The sequence below is a fragment of the Solwaraspora sp. WMMB762 genome (genome assembly GCF_049179115.1).
Classification (GTDB): domain Bacteria; phylum Actinomycetota; class Actinomycetes; order Mycobacteriales; family Micromonosporaceae; genus Micromonospora_E.
The window spans coordinates 5763164-5777281 of sequence record NZ_JBMHMD010000001.1 but is presented as its reverse complement, the minus strand read 5'-3'; the positions used below and the strand labels follow the sequence as shown (position 1 = coordinate 5777281).

Genomic DNA, 14118 nt, shown 5'->3' with positions numbered 1-14118 from the left:
GCTGCGAGAAGCGCTCCGATTTCAGCACCCACGGCAATTCACCCGGTGGTCTACTTCCACGCTGGACTATCAGTCGGTGTCGTTAGAAGATGAACCTCGTTGAACCCGCTGCCACTTCTGGGTATTCGAGGTGATAATCATGAGTGAACTCACCACAGAGCTTCGACGGCTCCGACTGTCCCGGCGCATAAACCAGACGCAGCTGGCGAAGGCGCTACGCGTGTCGAAGTCGCTGATAGCCAGCTTCGAGACCGGTCGGCTGGTGCCGAAGGAGGACACCGCGCAGGCACTCGACGAGGTGCTGAACTCCGGTGACAAGATCCAGCAACTGGCCGAGGAAGCACGCGGAGACCGCCAGCCGTGGCTGCGTCCGTGGGCCGAACACGAACGGCGGGCCGCGTTGCTGCGCTGCTGGGAGTTGTCGATCATCCCTGGGCTGCTGCAACGCGAGCCCTACATGCGTGAGCTGTTCGCCGCCTCACCCTGGAGCAAGAGCAAGGTCGACGATCTTATTCGGATCCGCCTCGACCGGCAGACGGCGGTGTTCACCCGCGACGAGCCGGTCGAGCTGTCCTGCCTGATCGGCGAGGCCGCTCTGCACCAGGGGTCCCGTGAGGTTCTCAAGGACCAGCTCGCCTACCTGGTCGACGCCAGCCACCAGTCGAACGTCCGGATACGGGTGGTGCCCGACCGCAACCTCGGCCTCAACCCAGGCCTTAACGGACCACTTTCGCTGGCCACCCTGGGCGACGGCAGCCGGATCGCCTACCTGGACGACCAGCTGCGCGGCAGGATGGCGACCACAACCGCCGACGTCATCGAACTGGAATGGGCGTGGGAGGCGATCAACGATCTCTCGCTATCGACTACCCAGAGCCGAGACCTGATTCTAAGGTTGATTGATGAACACGACTGACCCTTCATGGCGGAAGTCCACCAGATCAAGCGGCGTGAGCAACTGTGTCGAGGTGGCCGACAACCTGCCCGGCCGGGTCCTGGTCCGGGACACCAAGGACCGCGACGGCGGCACGCTGACCTTCGACGCCCCCGCCTGGCGTTCCTTCGTCGAACTGACGAAGCACCACCACTGACCCAGCCACCCACCCCGCAAGACACCGTCGAAGCGCCGGCCCTGCCAGCCAGGGCCGGCGCTTCATCTCGACCAAGCCGGCCCGGTCCCCCCTCGGCGGGGCGAGCCTGCACCCAGCGTCAGGCCGGCCGGTCACACCGATGACACGGACAGAAATCCTAGTTGCGGCAAATCGACCCAAAAGGTCTGGCAGCCTGCTCATCGACAGAGCCGGCGGTATCTTGAGGTGGTAGCCGATCGCCGGTCAGGAGGCGCGGATGACTGTCGAGATGGTCGCGCCGGCTTGGATGCACGAACAGGTCACGGCCGAGCAGTACGCGACGTGGACAGAAGAGCAGTGTGCGGGCATTGAGATCGTGGATGGGATGGTGCTCGTGAGTCCGAGTGCCTCTAAGCGGCACAATCGCCTGGCCAGGCTGCTGGCGAACGCTCTGGATGGTGCCGCCGGGCCGGATTGGAACGCTGACACCGACTTCGATGTTCGGCTCCAGGACGTGCCGCTGAACAACCGTCGTCCCGATGTGACGGTTTACCGGGCGGACACCATCGACGTCACCCCGACCCGCCCCGAGCATGTGCTACTGGTGGTCGAGGTGGTCTCTCCCGGATCGGAAACGACCGACCGGATCGTCAAGGCTGACCAGTACGCCAGGGTTGGCATCCAGTTCTACTGGCGGGTCGAGCAGGCCGCCACTGGCGCACCGCTGGTCTACACGTACGTTCTTGACCCGGCGACTGGGCGCTACCGCGATGGCGAGATCTTCACCGGCGTCGTAAAACTGACCGCGCCCTTCTCCGTTGAAGTCGATCTCGGCCAACTCTGAACGCCACGCGGCGAGGTCGGGCGGGGTCAGGCGGCTGCCGGGGTGTCGACGTCGCCGACGCGGTCGAACCCCGCCCTGCGGTTGAGGTTGCCACTCAGGCGCGCCGCCCGTTTGCGGCTCAGGAGGCGCGAGGCGAACGCGATGCCGCGATCGGACAGACCCCCGGGGAACGAGATCTCTTTGCCACGCGCGAAATCGTCGAGCGACTTCGCTGCGATGCGCTCGGGCGGGACGGCTCTGGTGTGCATCTTTGCGGTGGTTCCGTCGAAGAACCCGGTAGCGACAGGTCCGGGATGCACCGCCATCACCCGTACTGCGGTGTCGTGCAGTTCCTCGGCGAGGGCTTCGGTGAACGACAGCACGAACGCCTTGGTCGCGGCGTAGCTGGCCTGGAACGGCATGGGTTGGAAGCCGGCCACCGAGGACACGTTGATGATGCCGCCGTGGCCACGCTCCAGCATGTGGCCTCCGATGCTGTGCACGAGGCCCATGAGTGCGGTGATGTTGAGCTCGACCGAGTCGACGTTCGGAGCCAACGGGCGGGTCAGGAACGGGCCGACCGCTCCCATGCCTGCGTTGTTGATCAGCAGGTCGATCTCGACACGCTGCTCGGCGAGGGCGTCGACGATGGCACGCGGCGCGGCGCGGCGCGGTCGGACAGATCAGCGGCGAGTACGACGATTGGGGACTGGTGGGTCTGCCGCAGTGTCGCGGCGAGCTTCTCCAGCGCTTCGGTCGAGCGGGCGACGAGGACGAGGGCGGCTCCGCGGGACGCGAGTTCCCGTGCGTACGCCTCCCCAATGCCCTTCGAGGCCCCGGTGATCAGCGCAGTGGTTCCGGCAAACGAGTGCATCAGGATGTACCTTTCCGGGCCACCGGCCCCACCATGTTACTTCGAGACTCGAAGCATACGTTACTTCGAGTCTCGAATCAAATGCAGTCGGCCCCGCTAAGCGCCGTCGTCGCCATCGCGCAGGGAACGGACCATCCGCCGCAGGATCCGCAACGCCTCCGACTGCTCGGTCTCAGTCAACCCGGCCAGCATCCTGACCTCGACCGACCGGACCGCGACGGTCGCCTTTTCGAGACTCTGCCGACCCAGAGGCGTGAGCCGCGTGGGCAGCACCTTCCCGACGGGCGCTTCCGCCGGTCTGGTCACGTAGCCCTCTCGCTCCAGCGTCTGGAGCAGCACGTTCATTGACTGCCGGGTCACGAAGGCGCCCCGCGCGAGCTCGGAGTTCGACAGGCCTGGCCGTTGCGCCAGCAACTCCAGGCACGAGTAGCGCGTCACGCTCATCCCGAGGGGTCGCAGCACCTCCTCCATGGCCACCCGGAGCGCGCTCGATGCCTTCTTCAGCAGATAGCCCAGCGATGTCTCCAGGTCGACGCCCTGCCCGCTGCCCTGCCCACCTTGACTCATGTCAGCATCCTGACATACATTGCGCGATGTCAGGAACCTGACACGACCGGAGGAGATCATCATGCCCGTCACCGGCCCCGACTTCATCTCGCTGCAGGCACGCGACCTCGACGCCTCGCGGGCGTTCTACGAGCAGTACCTCGGGCTCCTACGCTCGCCGGCCGGGCCTGCGCACGCCGTCGTCTTCGAGACCAAGCCCATCGCGTTCGCGCTGCGCGAGATCGTCCCCGGCACCGACCTTGGATCCGTTGCTCAGCCGGGCATCGGTGCAGCCATCTGGCTCCACGCCACAGACGTGCAGGACATTCACGATGCTCTCGTCGCCGACGGTCACACAATCGTCTCCGCGCCGATCGACGGCCCCTTCGGTCGGACCTTCACCTTCGCCGACCCCGATGGCTACCAGGTCACTCTGCACGACCGCGCCTGACGAGCCCCGGACCCCCATGATGCGTCCGACGACCTGATGCCACAGGTGCATCTTGATGCACCTGTGGCATCAAGCTCAACCAGTACCCACCGGCTGACGTGCTCGATCCCGTCCTGCGGTATCAGCAGGTCGCCGCCGGTGTCGGGTCTGCGCCGATGACCGCCGCAACCTCGACCGGCAACGGATAGACCCGCTCGGCCGGCAGCAGGGCGGCAGCACCCGCGTCATCACCAGCGGAAAGCCGGTCACGCACGGCGTGCGCCAGCCCGGTCACCTCGGTGATGGCGACGGTCCACTCGTCGACGTACCGGTCGACTGCGTCGCCGGACAGTCCCACCTGCAGCGACCGGTACGGCAGCGGCCCGAGCCGCAGCGACCGCTCAGGATCCCACTGCACCCGCACCGGGCTCGTCCTCACCCGTCGCGCCCACGTATCGCGGTCCGGGTACAAGCTTCGGTCGAAGTGGCTCAGGCACGCTGCCGCCAGCGCCCGCTCGAACCCGCTGCGCCGGATCTCGACCGCCAGCACCCGCTCCTGACCGGGGTTGGACGCCCACCCGCACCGGTACATCATCCACAGGAACGACGGCTTGATCCACGTCATCCGGTCCCGCTTGAACGGGGCCACGAACCGCCCGTTCGCCAACGCCGGCACCGCGATCTCCGCCGGATACGCCTGGTACACGGTGACGGTGTCGGCGGTGTACCGAGCCCGGACCTGCCGATGACGAGCGTCCACGCATGAGATCATCGCCGATGCCGGCGACGGTCATCCACCAGATTTCACCCAGCATCCGCACGGCCGTAACCCGTTCCGCCCGCTAGGGCGTGTATCAAAGTCGGTCACAGCCACTCGTTGATCGCCGCGACCTGCACGGTCGCCTCGTACCGGACCGCGAGCTTGTCGTAGCGGGTCGCGACGGCACGGTTGCGCTTGAGCCGGTTGATCCCGCACTCGACCGCGTGGCGCTGCTTGTAGATCTCGGGGTCGAAGGCCGGCGGCCTGCCGCCCTTCGACCCCTTCTTCCGCCGGTTGGCGTCCTGGTCGGCCTTCGACGGGATCGTCGCGGCGACACCCCGTCGACGCAGGTAGGCACGGTTCGCCTTCGACGTGTACGCCTTGTCCGCCAGCACCCGGTCCGGACGGGTCCGGGGCCGACCGGCCCCGAGCCGGGGCACCCGGATTCGGTCGAGGACCGTCGTGAACTGCGGGCTGTCGCCACGCTGCCCGCCGGTCAGCACGATCGACAGCGGTTTCTGTCCCTGTTCACAGCCCAGGTGCAGTTTCGTGGTCCGTCCGCCACGGGAACGCCCCAACGCGTGGTCGTCGGGTTCCGACCCGGTACCGCCGGGTGGTTCGGCCTGCAGATCCCCCTTTTACGCGCTCCGGCGGCGTGCTGGTGCGCTCGGCTGATCGTGGAGTCCACGGACACGTCCCAGACGATCCGTCCCGCCGCGTCGGCCAGGGCCTGCAACGCGGTCAGGATCCGTGCCCAGGTCCCGTCGCGCTGCCACCGGCGGAACAGGGCGTACGCCGCAGCCCAGGAGCCGTAGTGGTCGGGGATGTCCCGCCACGGGGCGCCGGCCCGGGTCCGCCACCGGATCGCGTCGATGAGCTGCCGTTTCGTTGATGCGGGCGGTCGGCCCGGTCGGCGTGCGGTGGGCAGGAGAGGCTCCAGGACTGCCCACTGCGCGTCCGTCAGGTCGTGCCGCCTCGTCACCGCTACGCTGGTCACGAGGTCTCCGTGTTGATGGTTCGTCTTGGTCGATAAGCCGTCTACCGGAGACCTCGCTGTTTACCGGGCAGCGACACGCCGAAAGTCGTCACCCGCCCACGGCCGACTTTGATACACGCCCTAGGCCCTTACGCGCCGACGTCACTCAGAGCTGCGACAGCGGTGCTGCCGGTGCATGCGTTTTACGCGTTGTACGCTGGTGCCGTGGTTGCGCGAGAGTACGGGTGGACTGAGGCCGGCAAGATCAGCGCGGCACGGCACGGCGTCTCCGAACAGGAGACGGTCGAAGCGCTCCACTCGCCGCAGCGGATCGAGAACCACATCGGGACACTCCTGCTGGCGTAGCTGGCCTGGCTGGCACAGCACGCGTGATCATGGTGCTGTGTGAGCGGGTGGGAAAGGTCAACAGCTACGCGATCCTGGCGGCTCGGCCTGCGACGCCGGAGGAGGTCAAGCAGTGGATGGAGGGGACACGATGAGTGCGAGCCGTGATCCGCGGACGATGAGCCGCGAAGAGCTGGTGGCGTATTTCGACCAGGGTGGCGACATCTCGGAGCTGCTACGCGACGCCTCCAGAGGCCCCGATCTTGGCCCTACGCCGTCACCGGAGAGCGTACCCATGATCGTTACCGGAGTCCGCCTCTCCGCGACGGCCGTGCGGCGGCTGGACGAACTCGCCGGCAACGACAAGGGAGGCCGGTCGGGGCTCATTCGTCAGGCGATCGACGAGTTCCTCGCCCGACACGCCGACGAAGCGGCGTGAGACACGCTGACGAGGCGGCACGGTCCAGCAACGCGCGCACGGAAACAGTTGCCGTACCTCTTGTCTGCTGCGATTTCGGTCGCGAAGATGGCTCCTAGCTGGCGGATACCTCATCCTGCCTGATCCAGGCCGAGCCGACGTGCAGGAGCCGAACCATGACCGACAAGCAGACGGTGCGCAACTTCGTCGACGGTGCCTACGTCGACCCGGTCGACGGCGGCTACCAGGACCTGGTCGACCCGTGCACCGGTGAGGTGTTCGCCCAATCACCAACGTCCGGCCCCGTCGACGTCGACCGGGCCATGTCGGCCGCCGCCACCGCCTTCGACAGTTGGCGGGACACCATCCCGGCGCAGCGACAGCTGGCCCTGCTCAAGCTGGCCGACGCGGTCGAGGCCCGCGCCGCCGAGCTGGTCGACGCCGAGGTCCGCAACACCGGCAAGCCGCGCCAGCTGACCGCCGACGAGGAGCTGCCGCCCAGCGTCGACCAGCTCCGGTTCTTCGCCGGGGCGGCCCGGGTGCTGGAGGGCAAGTCGGCCGGCGAGTACCTGGCCGGGCACACCTCCTACGTACGCCGGGAGCCGATCGGGGTCTGCGCGCAGGTGACGCCCTGGAACTACCCGCTGATGATGGCGGTCTGGAAGATCGCCCCGGCGCTGGCCGCCGGCAACACGGTGGTACTCAAACCGTCCGACACCACCCCGCTGTCTACCCTGCTGCTGGCCGAGATCGCCGCTGAGTTCCTGCCGCCGGGCGTGTTCAACGTGGTCTGCGGCGACCGGGACACCGGCCGGGCGCTGGTCGCCCACCCGACCCCGGAGTTCGTGTCGATCACCGGATCCACCCGGGCCGGCATGGAGGTGGCGGCCGCCGCCGCGCCCGACCTCAAGCGCACCCACCTGGAACTGGGCGGCAAGGCCCCGGTGGTGGTCTTCGACGACGCCGACGTGGCGGCGGCGGCCGAGGCGATCGCCGGGGCCGGCTACTTCAACGCCGGGCAGGACTGCACCGCGGCGACCCGGGTGCTGGCCGGGCCGGGCGTGCACGACGACTTCGTCGCCGCCCTGGCCGAGCAGGCCCGAGCGACGAAGACCGGGCTACCGGACGAGCCGGACGTGGCGTACGGGCCGTTGAACAACGCCGACCAGCTGGGCCGGGTCACCGGCTTCGTCGACCGGCTGCCGGACCACGCTCAGCTGCACACCGGCGGCGTACGGGTCGGCGACCGGGGCTATTTCTACGCCCCGACGGTGGTCGCCGGGGTCCGCCAGCCCGACGAGATCATCCAGGACGAGGTGTTCGGGCCGGTGATCACCGTGCAGCGCTTCACCGACGAGGACGAGGCGGTCCGGTGGGCCAACGGCGTCCGGTACGGCCTGTCCGCCTCCGTGTGGACCCGCGACCACGGCCGGGCGATGCGGATGACCCGCCGGCTCGACTTCGGCTGCGTCTGGGTCAACACCCACATCCCGATCGTGGCGGAGATGCCGCACGGCGGGTTCAAGCACTCCGGCCACGGCAAGGACCTGTCCATGTACGGGCTGGAGGACTACACCCGGGTCAAGCACGTCATGCACGCGTTCGAGGACTGACCTGGCCTCGGCGATGCCCGAGGGCACCGCCGAGCACCACCACCAGCAGCGCCACCGCGAACATCGCCGTGCCGATCACGTTGACCTGCGGCGGGATGCCACGCTGGGCGGCACCCCAGACGTACATCGGGAAGGTGACGGTGGTGCCGGAGTTGAAGTTCGTGACGATGAAGTCGTCGAACGACAGCGAGAAGGCCAGCAGCGCGGCGGCCACGATGCCGGGCAGCACCAGCGGCAGGGTGACCAGGCGGAACGTCTGCCATTCGGAGGCGTACAGGTCCATCGCCGCCTCCTCCAGGCGGGTGTCCATGCCGGCCAGCCGCGCCTTCACCGTGACCACGACGAAGCTCAGGCAGAACATCACGTGGGCGGTCACCACCGTCCAGAAGCCGAGCGGCACCGCCCCGGCCACGAACAGGGTCAGCAGCGACGAGCCCATCACCAGCTCCGGCGTGGCCATCGGCAGGAAAATCAGCAGGTTCACCGCGGACCGGCCACGGAACCGGTGCCGGACCAGCGCGAACGCCATCAGAGTGCCGAGGATCGTGGCCCCGGCGGTGGCCAGGAACCCGATCTGTACGCTGCGCAGCACCGCGTCGCACATCTCGCTGGTCGCGCACGGCTGCCGCCAGTTGTCCAACGTGAACTCGTTGAAGTCGTAGGACAGCCGGCTGGACGGCCGGTTGACTGACAACCCGGCGACCACCGCCACCGGCAGCAGCAGGTAGCCGAGCACCAGCAGGCCGACGCCGAGCACCCACCGGTCGACCAGCCACCGAGCCAGCCGCGCACCGATCCCCGTCGCGCCCCGGCCCATCACAGCACCTCCTCGGTGCCGGTGCGCCGGACGTAGACCGACACGATGATCAGGATCGCCGCCATCAGCAGGAAGGACAGCGCCGCCGCCTGTGGATAGTCCAGCCGCACCAGGAACGCCGAGTCGATCACGTTGCCGATCATGTACTCGTTGGGGGTGCCGAGCAGCCGGGCGTTGATGTAGTCACCGGAGGCCGGGATGAAGGTCAGCAGGGTGCCGGCGACCAGACCGGGTGCCGACAACGGCAGGGTGACCCGCCAGAAGGCCCGCGCCGGGCTCGCGTACAGGTCGCTGGCCGCCTCCAGCAGCCGGGGATCGAGCCGGTCCAGGCTCGCATACAGCGGCAGCACCATGAACGGCAGGAAGTTGTACGTCAGCCCGAGCACCACCGCGACCGGGGTGAACAGCAGGCGGCCGTCCGGCGCGAGCAGGTGCAGATCCCGCAGTACGCCGACCAGCCAGCCGTTTTCCGACAGGATCGTCTTCCAGGCCAGGGTACGTACCAGGAAACTGGTGAACATCGGGGCGACGACGCAGATCAGCATCAGGTTCTTCCACCGGCCGGCCCGCCGGGCGATCGCGTACGCCAGTGGGTAGCCGAGCAGCACCGCGATCACGGTGGCGATGCCGGCGAAGAGGAAGCCGCGACCGAACTGCGTCCAGTACGCCGACAGCGCGTCCGGGTAGTTGCCGAACGACCAGGTCATCGCGTACCCGGTGGCCAGCGAGCCGGCCGGGTCGTACAGGCTGGTCGCGCCGAGTTGGATCGCCGGCACCGCGAAGAACAGGGTCAGCCAGGCCCCGCCGGGCAGGAGCAGCAGGTACGGCAGCAGCCGGCTGCGCCGCCGGGCAGCCTGCACCGGGGCGGGCGGCTTTCCCGCTCCCCCGCCGACGTGGGCCAGGACGCTCATGACGCGGGTACGGCGTCGTCGAGCAGCGGGCTGGTCTGGTCGCCGGCGCCCGGCTCGCGGGCCAGCAGGAAGGCGTGCGCCGGCTGCCAGTAGGCGACCACGTCGGCACCGACCGGCAGCAGAGCTCCGTCCCCGCTGTTCGGGCTGAACACGCTCAGCTCGGTGCCCCAACCGGTGCGCACCTGGTATTGGGTGCTGACCCCGAGGTATGCCAGCTCGGTGACCACGCCGGTGACCGACTGCGCCCCGGCCGGTACGGCGTCGGCGTCCCGGGTCAGGGCGAGCTTTTCCGGGCGTACCCCCAGATGGACCGGACCGTCGACGGACCGGGACCGGGCCGCGGGCACGGTGAACCGCGAGCCGTACGCGGTGACCAGCACGTCGTCGCCGGATCGGCCGGTGGCCTCGCCGGCCAGCAGGTTCGACTGGCCGAGGAAGTTCGCCACGAACGCGGTCGCCGGGAACTCGTACATCTGCGCGGGCGGGCCGAGCTGCTCGATCCGGCCGGCGTTCATCACCGCGACCGTGTCGGCCATCGTCATGGCCTCCTCCTGGTCGTGGGTGACGTGCACGAAGGTGATGCCGACCTCGGTCTGGATGCGTTTCAGCTCGGCCTGCATCTGTCGGCGCAGTTTGAGGTCGAGCGCGCCGAGTGGTTCGTCGAGCAGCAGCACCTGCGGGTGGTTGATCAACGCGCGGGCCAGGGCGACCCGCTGCTGCTGCCCGCCGGAGAGCTGTTGCGGGCGGCGCGGGCCGAAGCCGTCCAGCTGCACCAGGGCGAGCATCCGTTCGACCTGCGGGCGCACGTCGCGGATGCCACGCCGGCGCAGTCCGAACGCGACGTTGTCGGCCACGCTGAGGTGCGGGAAGAGTGCGTAGCTCTGGAAGACGGTGTTCACCGGCCGGCGGTACGGCCGCAGCCGGGTGATGTCCCGCCCGCCGAGCAGCAGCTGGCCGCTGGTGGGCTGCTCCAGCCCGGCGACCATCCGCAACGTGGTGGTCTTGCCGCAGCCGGAGGCACCGAGCAGGGCGAAGAACGCGCCCTGCGGGATCGTCAGGTCGAGTCCGTCCACGGCGGTGAACGGGCCGAACCGCTTGGTCAGGTCGGTCAGCTTCAGGTCACCGGCGCTCGGGTCGGCTGGGCGTGGGTCGCCGCCGAGTCGGCCACCGGCGGGTGGGTCGGTCGCCATCGGTTGCCGCCTCAGGCCCCGATGACCTGCTGGAACTTCTGCTCGTACGTGCGTTCCTGCTCCTCAGTCAGCGCCATGAACACGGCGGACCGGGCGAGCAGCGCCTCGTCGGGGAAGATCAGCGGATTGGCGGCCAGCTCCGGATCGATCGCGGCCATCGCCTCCTGGGCACCTTCGACCGGGCAGATGAAGTTGACGTACGCGGCGACCTCGGCGGCGACCGCCGGGTCGTAGTAGTGGTCCATCAGCTTCTCGGCGTTGGTCTTGTGGGCGGCCTGGTTCGGCACCTGCATGTTGTCGGAGAAGAGAATCAGCCCGGACTCGGGTGCCTGAAAGACGATGTTCGGGTCTTCGGCGGCCAACTGGATCACGTCGCCGGACCAGCCGATGCAGGCGGCGACGTCACCCCGGGCCAGGTCGGCGGCGTAGTCGTTGCCGGTGAACCGGCGGATCTGCCCGTCGGCGACCGCCCGGCGCAGCTTCTCCAGGGCGTCGTCGAACTGGGCGTCGGTGAAGTCGGCCGGGTCGTGCCCGTTCGACTGCAGCAGCAGCCCCATGGTGTCGCGCATCTCGGTCAACGCGGTCACCCGGCCTTTGAGGTCGGCCTGGGTGAGCAGGTCGTCGATGGTGCGGACCTCGCCGGTGACGGTGCCGTTGTAGGCGATGCCGGTCAGCCCGGACTGCCACGGTACGGCGTACGAGTCGTCCGGGTCGAACGGCCGGGCCTTCAGCGACGGCAGCAGGTTGGCGGCGACGTTGGGCAGGTTCGCCTTGTCGAGGGACTGCACCCAGCCGAGCCGGATCATCCGGGCGGCCAGCCAGTCGGTGAGCACCATGATGTCGCGTCCGGTGGGCTGGCAGGCGGACAGCTGGTTCTGCACCTTGCCGAAGAACTCGTTGTTGTCGTTGATGTCCTCGGTGTACGTGACCGTGATGCCGCTGGCCTGCTGGAACGCCTCCAGGGTGGGTCGGCGACTCTCGTCGTCGGCGTCGACGTCGATGTACTGCGGCCAGTTCGAGAAGTTGATCACCTGTTCGCTGTCGGACAGGTCCTCGCTGACGCAGCTCTCCTCGGTCTGCTGGGCTGCCGGGGTGCCGCAGGCGGCGAACGCACCGCCGGCGAGCAGCAGCCCACCGGAGGTGGCGGCGCCGCGTACCAGGGAGCGTCGGGTGAGGGTACGGCGCATGCCGAGGGCCGCGAGCAGGGCGGCGGCCGGCGCGGACGGTGGGGGGCGGAGGCGACTGCGCATGGACGGCTCCTGGAGTGGTGCCGGTCCGAAGGACCGGAAGGGTACGGGCCGGCGGGGCCGGCACGGAGGCAAGGCGTAGTTTGTGAACCGATCAGACGCCGATCCTGGCATGCAGATGCGCACTTCACAAGGGATTCCGTTGCGCTGCTCGCCATTGGCCACGAAATACGCCAGACTCGGACTCTTAACGCCGACCCGCTCGGCGACGTATCAGCGGTGCGGCACAATGCGCCGATTCTGACAGACGAGGAGACCCGGATGGGGACACGACAGCAGGGCGGCGGCTCCGGTCACGTCCTCCTCGACGACGTGGCGAAACAGATCATCGAACAGTTACAGGAGGACGGGCGCCGCCCGTACGCCACGATCGGCAAGGCGGTCGGACTCTCCGAGGCGGCGGTCCGCCAGCGGGTGCAGCGGCTGCTCGACGCCGGGGTGATGCAGATCGTGGCGGTCACCGATCCGCTACAGCTCGGCTTCCCCCGCCAGGCGATGATCGGGCTGCGTACCTCCGGGGATCTGGAGACGGTCGCCGACCGGCTCGCGGAGCTGGACGAGGTCGACTACGTGGTGATCACCGCCGGGTCGTTCGACCTGCTCACCGAGGTGGTTTGCCGCAACGACGACCACCTGCTGGAGATCCTGCAGCGGCTGCGCACGGTCGAGGGGGTCGTCTCCACCGAGGCGTTCGTCTACCTGAAGCTGCGCAAGCAGACCTACACCTGGGGTACGGCCTGACCGGTCGGATTGATTCGCTTTCTTACCCTGACGGCACACGTCGAGGAGAGTGGGGCAAACGGATGCGTCGTCAGCTACGGGTGATCGCGGGTCTCGGTGCGCTGCTGGTGCTGACCGTGACCGGCTGCACCACGGTAAGCACCGAGTCGGACCAGGTGGCGCTGCACTACGACGCGGGCGCCTTCTCCAGCACGACCTACCAGGCCTGCGTCACCCAGAACAACCGCACCTGGGACGGGCCGGGCGAGCGGTACTACGTGTACCCGGCCGGCCAGCGTACGTTCGACTTCACCGGCAACGAGGGCTCCGAGTCCACGCCGTTCGTGGTGGTCTCCAAGGACAACCAGGAGCTGACCGTCTCCGGCGGGTTGACGTTCCACCTGGACACCTCGTGTGCCGACGAGGGCGGGATGCTGCGCGAGTTCCACGAGGAGATCGGGCTGAAGTTCCAGCCGGTGATGGACGGCGACGGCCGGACCACCGAACACTGGCTGGACCTGCTGCGGTTCTACATCGGGCAGCCGCTGCACAAGGCGATGACCACCGAGGCGCAGAAGTACGACTGGTTGGCGCTGTACAACGACCCGGCGACCCGGGCCGCCTTCGAGACGGCGATCAACGAGGATCTGGGCGCGGCGGTGCAGGCCACCACCGGTGGGCGGGCGTACTTCCTGCAGTTCAACCTGACCCTGCAGAAGCCGACGCCGCGGCAGGATCTGGTCGACGGCCTGGCCGCGGTCCAGGTGGCGATCACCGAGCGGCGGGCGATCACCGAGCAGAACGCCACCGTCGAGGAGAAGCTCAAGCAGATCCGTCAGCTCGTCGAGGTGCTCGGCCCGGAGGGCTACATCTTGTACGAGGTGTTCCAGCGCTGCCTGACCGACGAGACCGCCAAGGGCTGCCCGACGTTCCTGCCGGTGCCCGCCGGCGGCAGCGTGGACCTCAACGCCGGGCGCCCGGCGAACACCGACTGACCGCTCGCGGGTGTTTGTCGGATCTTCACCCCGCCCCACACCTACCTACGAGCTGCTATGGTGCGACTACCGGGTGTCGATCCTCCAGAAGGGATTCGGACGATGCTGACCTTCATCCGCAACACCTTCGCCGCAGCTTTACTCGTGGTGGCCGCCACCCTGGTAGCCACCAGCGCTCCGGCACAGGCCATTCCAGACGAGTACCACTTGATGGTCACCATCTACTACTCGGACAGCAGTCGCACCACCCAGGTCGGCACCCGTTGGTACGGCCACTGTCCCGACCAGGACTGGGACCGTCTCGTCGGCTACAGCACCCCGTACTCCACCAGCGGCATTCACCCGTGCCCGTAGAAACGCGAACGGGCTCTGCCCACGCTGGC

General features: G+C 68.3%; 19 protein-coding genes. 10 read left to right on the top strand and 9 right to left on the bottom strand.

What is annotated here, in order from left to right:
- Positions 1–139 precede the first annotated feature (139 nt).
- From ACN27J_RS25900 to ACN27J_RS25890, 3 genes are all read left to right on the top strand, one after another.
- A complete protein-coding gene (locus ACN27J_RS25900) occupies positions 140–916 on the top strand; it encodes a helix-turn-helix domain-containing protein (RefSeq protein ID WP_421370201.1) in 777 nt (258 codons plus the stop codon).
- Entirely contained in the window at positions 903–1091 is a 189-nt protein-coding gene (locus ACN27J_RS25895; RefSeq protein WP_421370199.1) for a DUF397 domain-containing protein, read from the top strand. The genes ACN27J_RS25900 and ACN27J_RS25895 overlap by 14 nt, the downstream gene beginning before the upstream one ends.
- 256 nt (positions 1092–1347) lie before the next feature.
- Positions 1348–1914 carry a Uma2 family endonuclease gene (locus ACN27J_RS25890; RefSeq protein ID WP_123603734.1) on the top strand — a complete coding sequence of 189 codons (567 nt, stop codon included), beginning with the start codon at positions 1348–1350 and terminating at the stop codon, positions 1912–1914.
- A gap of 26 nt (positions 1915–1940) precedes the next feature.
- Here ACN27J_RS25890 and ACN27J_RS25885 read toward each other — a convergent pair whose 3' ends face one another.
- The 3 genes from ACN27J_RS25885 to ACN27J_RS25875 all read right to left on the bottom strand — a co-directional run bounded on the left by ACN27J_RS25885 (position 1941) and on the right by ACN27J_RS25875 (position 3397).
- Positions 1941–2498 (bottom strand): SDR family NAD(P)-dependent oxidoreductase, encoded by a 558-nt coding sequence (locus ACN27J_RS25885; protein ID WP_421372478.1) that lies wholly within the window; start codon positions 2496–2498, stop codon positions 1941–1943.
- Positions 2498–2767: an SDR family NAD(P)-dependent oxidoreductase gene (locus ACN27J_RS25880; RefSeq protein WP_421370197.1), complete on the bottom strand. Its 270-nt coding sequence runs from the start codon at positions 2765–2767 to the stop codon at positions 2498–2500. The genes ACN27J_RS25885 and ACN27J_RS25880 overlap by 1 nt, the downstream gene beginning before the upstream one ends.
- Positions 2768–2863: 96 nt before the next feature.
- Positions 2864–3397, bottom strand: coding sequence for a MarR family winged helix-turn-helix transcriptional regulator (locus ACN27J_RS25875; RefSeq protein WP_421370195.1), 534 nt, complete (start codon positions 3395–3397; stop codon positions 2864–2866).
- On the opposite strand from ACN27J_RS25875, the gene ACN27J_RS25870 reads away from it, so the two are divergent.
- Positions 3396–3764: a VOC family protein gene (locus ACN27J_RS25870; RefSeq protein WP_421370193.1), complete on the top strand. Its 369-nt coding sequence runs from the start codon at positions 3396–3398 to the stop codon at positions 3762–3764. The genes ACN27J_RS25875 and ACN27J_RS25870 overlap by 2 nt on opposite strands.
- A 121-nt stretch (positions 3765–3885) precedes the next feature.
- On the opposite strand, the gene ACN27J_RS25865 is transcribed toward ACN27J_RS25870, so the two are convergent.
- Positions 3886–4515 carry a DUF4291 domain-containing protein gene (locus ACN27J_RS25865; protein ID WP_421370191.1) on the bottom strand — a complete coding sequence of 210 codons (630 nt, stop codon included), beginning with the start codon at positions 4513–4515 and terminating at the stop codon, positions 3886–3888.
- Between the two features lie 92 nt (positions 4516–4607).
- Positions 4608–5485, bottom strand: a protein-coding gene (locus ACN27J_RS25860) for an IS5 family transposase (protein ID WP_421372099.1) whose coding sequence is annotated in 2 segments (ribosomal slippage) — positions 4608–5093 and positions 5096–5485 — 876 coding nt in all. Because the reading frame shifts where the segments join, the coding sequence is not laid out codon by codon here.
- Positions 5486–5704: 219 nt separating this feature from the next.
- Between ACN27J_RS25860 and ACN27J_RS25855 the strand changes: the two genes are divergently transcribed.
- The 3 genes from ACN27J_RS25855 (at position 5705) to ACN27J_RS25845 (ending at position 7855) form a co-directional block, all read left to right on the top strand.
- Positions 5705–5845, top strand: a complete 141-nt coding sequence (locus ACN27J_RS25855) for a hypothetical protein (RefSeq protein ID WP_421370189.1) — start codon at positions 5705–5707, stop codon at positions 5843–5845.
- Between the two features lie 130 nt (positions 5846–5975).
- A complete protein-coding gene (locus ACN27J_RS25850; protein WP_421370187.1) occupies positions 5976–6263 on the top strand; it encodes a CopG family transcriptional regulator in 288 nt (95 codons plus the stop codon).
- Between the two features lie 155 nt (positions 6264–6418).
- Complete coding sequence (locus tag ACN27J_RS25845; protein WP_421370186.1) at positions 6419–7855, top strand: gamma-aminobutyraldehyde dehydrogenase; 1437 nt, start codon at positions 6419–6421, stop codon at positions 7853–7855.
- Here the strand turns inward: ACN27J_RS25845 and ACN27J_RS25840 are convergent.
- From ACN27J_RS25840 to ACN27J_RS25825, 4 genes are read right to left on the bottom strand one after another with little or no spacing between them, the layout of a single operon-like run.
- Positions 7833–8672 (bottom strand): ABC transporter permease, encoded by an 840-nt coding sequence (locus tag ACN27J_RS25840; protein ID WP_421370184.1) that lies wholly within the window; start codon positions 8670–8672, stop codon positions 7833–7835. The two genes, ACN27J_RS25845 and ACN27J_RS25840, sit on opposite strands and share 23 nt — an antisense overlap.
- Positions 8672–9583: an ABC transporter permease gene (locus ACN27J_RS25835; protein WP_421370182.1), complete on the bottom strand. Its 912-nt coding sequence runs from the start codon at positions 9581–9583 to the stop codon at positions 8672–8674. Before ACN27J_RS25835 ends, ACN27J_RS25840 begins: the two co-directional genes overlap by 1 nt.
- Positions 9580–10773, bottom strand: a complete 1194-nt coding sequence (locus ACN27J_RS25830) for an ABC transporter ATP-binding protein (protein ID WP_421370180.1) — start codon at positions 10771–10773, stop codon at positions 9580–9582. The genes ACN27J_RS25835 and ACN27J_RS25830 overlap by 4 nt, the downstream gene beginning before the upstream one ends.
- An 11-nt stretch (positions 10774–10784) precedes the next feature.
- On the bottom strand, positions 10785–12023 hold the full coding sequence (locus ACN27J_RS25825) for an ABC transporter substrate-binding protein (protein WP_421370178.1): 1239 nt from the start codon (positions 12021–12023) through the stop codon (positions 10785–10787).
- A 258-nt stretch (positions 12024–12281) separates the two neighbouring features.
- Between ACN27J_RS25825 and ACN27J_RS25820 the strand changes: the two genes are divergently transcribed.
- From ACN27J_RS25820 to ACN27J_RS25810, 3 genes are all read left to right on the top strand, one after another.
- Complete coding sequence (locus tag ACN27J_RS25820) at positions 12282–12761, top strand: Lrp/AsnC family transcriptional regulator (protein ID WP_421370176.1); 480 nt, start codon at positions 12282–12284, stop codon at positions 12759–12761.
- A 62-nt stretch (positions 12762–12823) separates the two neighbouring features.
- Entirely contained in the window at positions 12824–13735 is a 912-nt protein-coding gene (locus tag ACN27J_RS25815) for an SPFH domain-containing protein (RefSeq protein WP_421370174.1), read from the top strand.
- A gap of 102 nt (positions 13736–13837) precedes the next feature.
- The gene (locus ACN27J_RS25810) at positions 13838–14089 is read left to right on the top strand and encodes a hypothetical protein (RefSeq protein WP_421370172.1); all 252 of its coding nucleotides are present in this window, start codon (positions 13838–13840) and stop codon (positions 14087–14089) included.
- Positions 14090–14118: the final 29 nt, after the last annotated feature.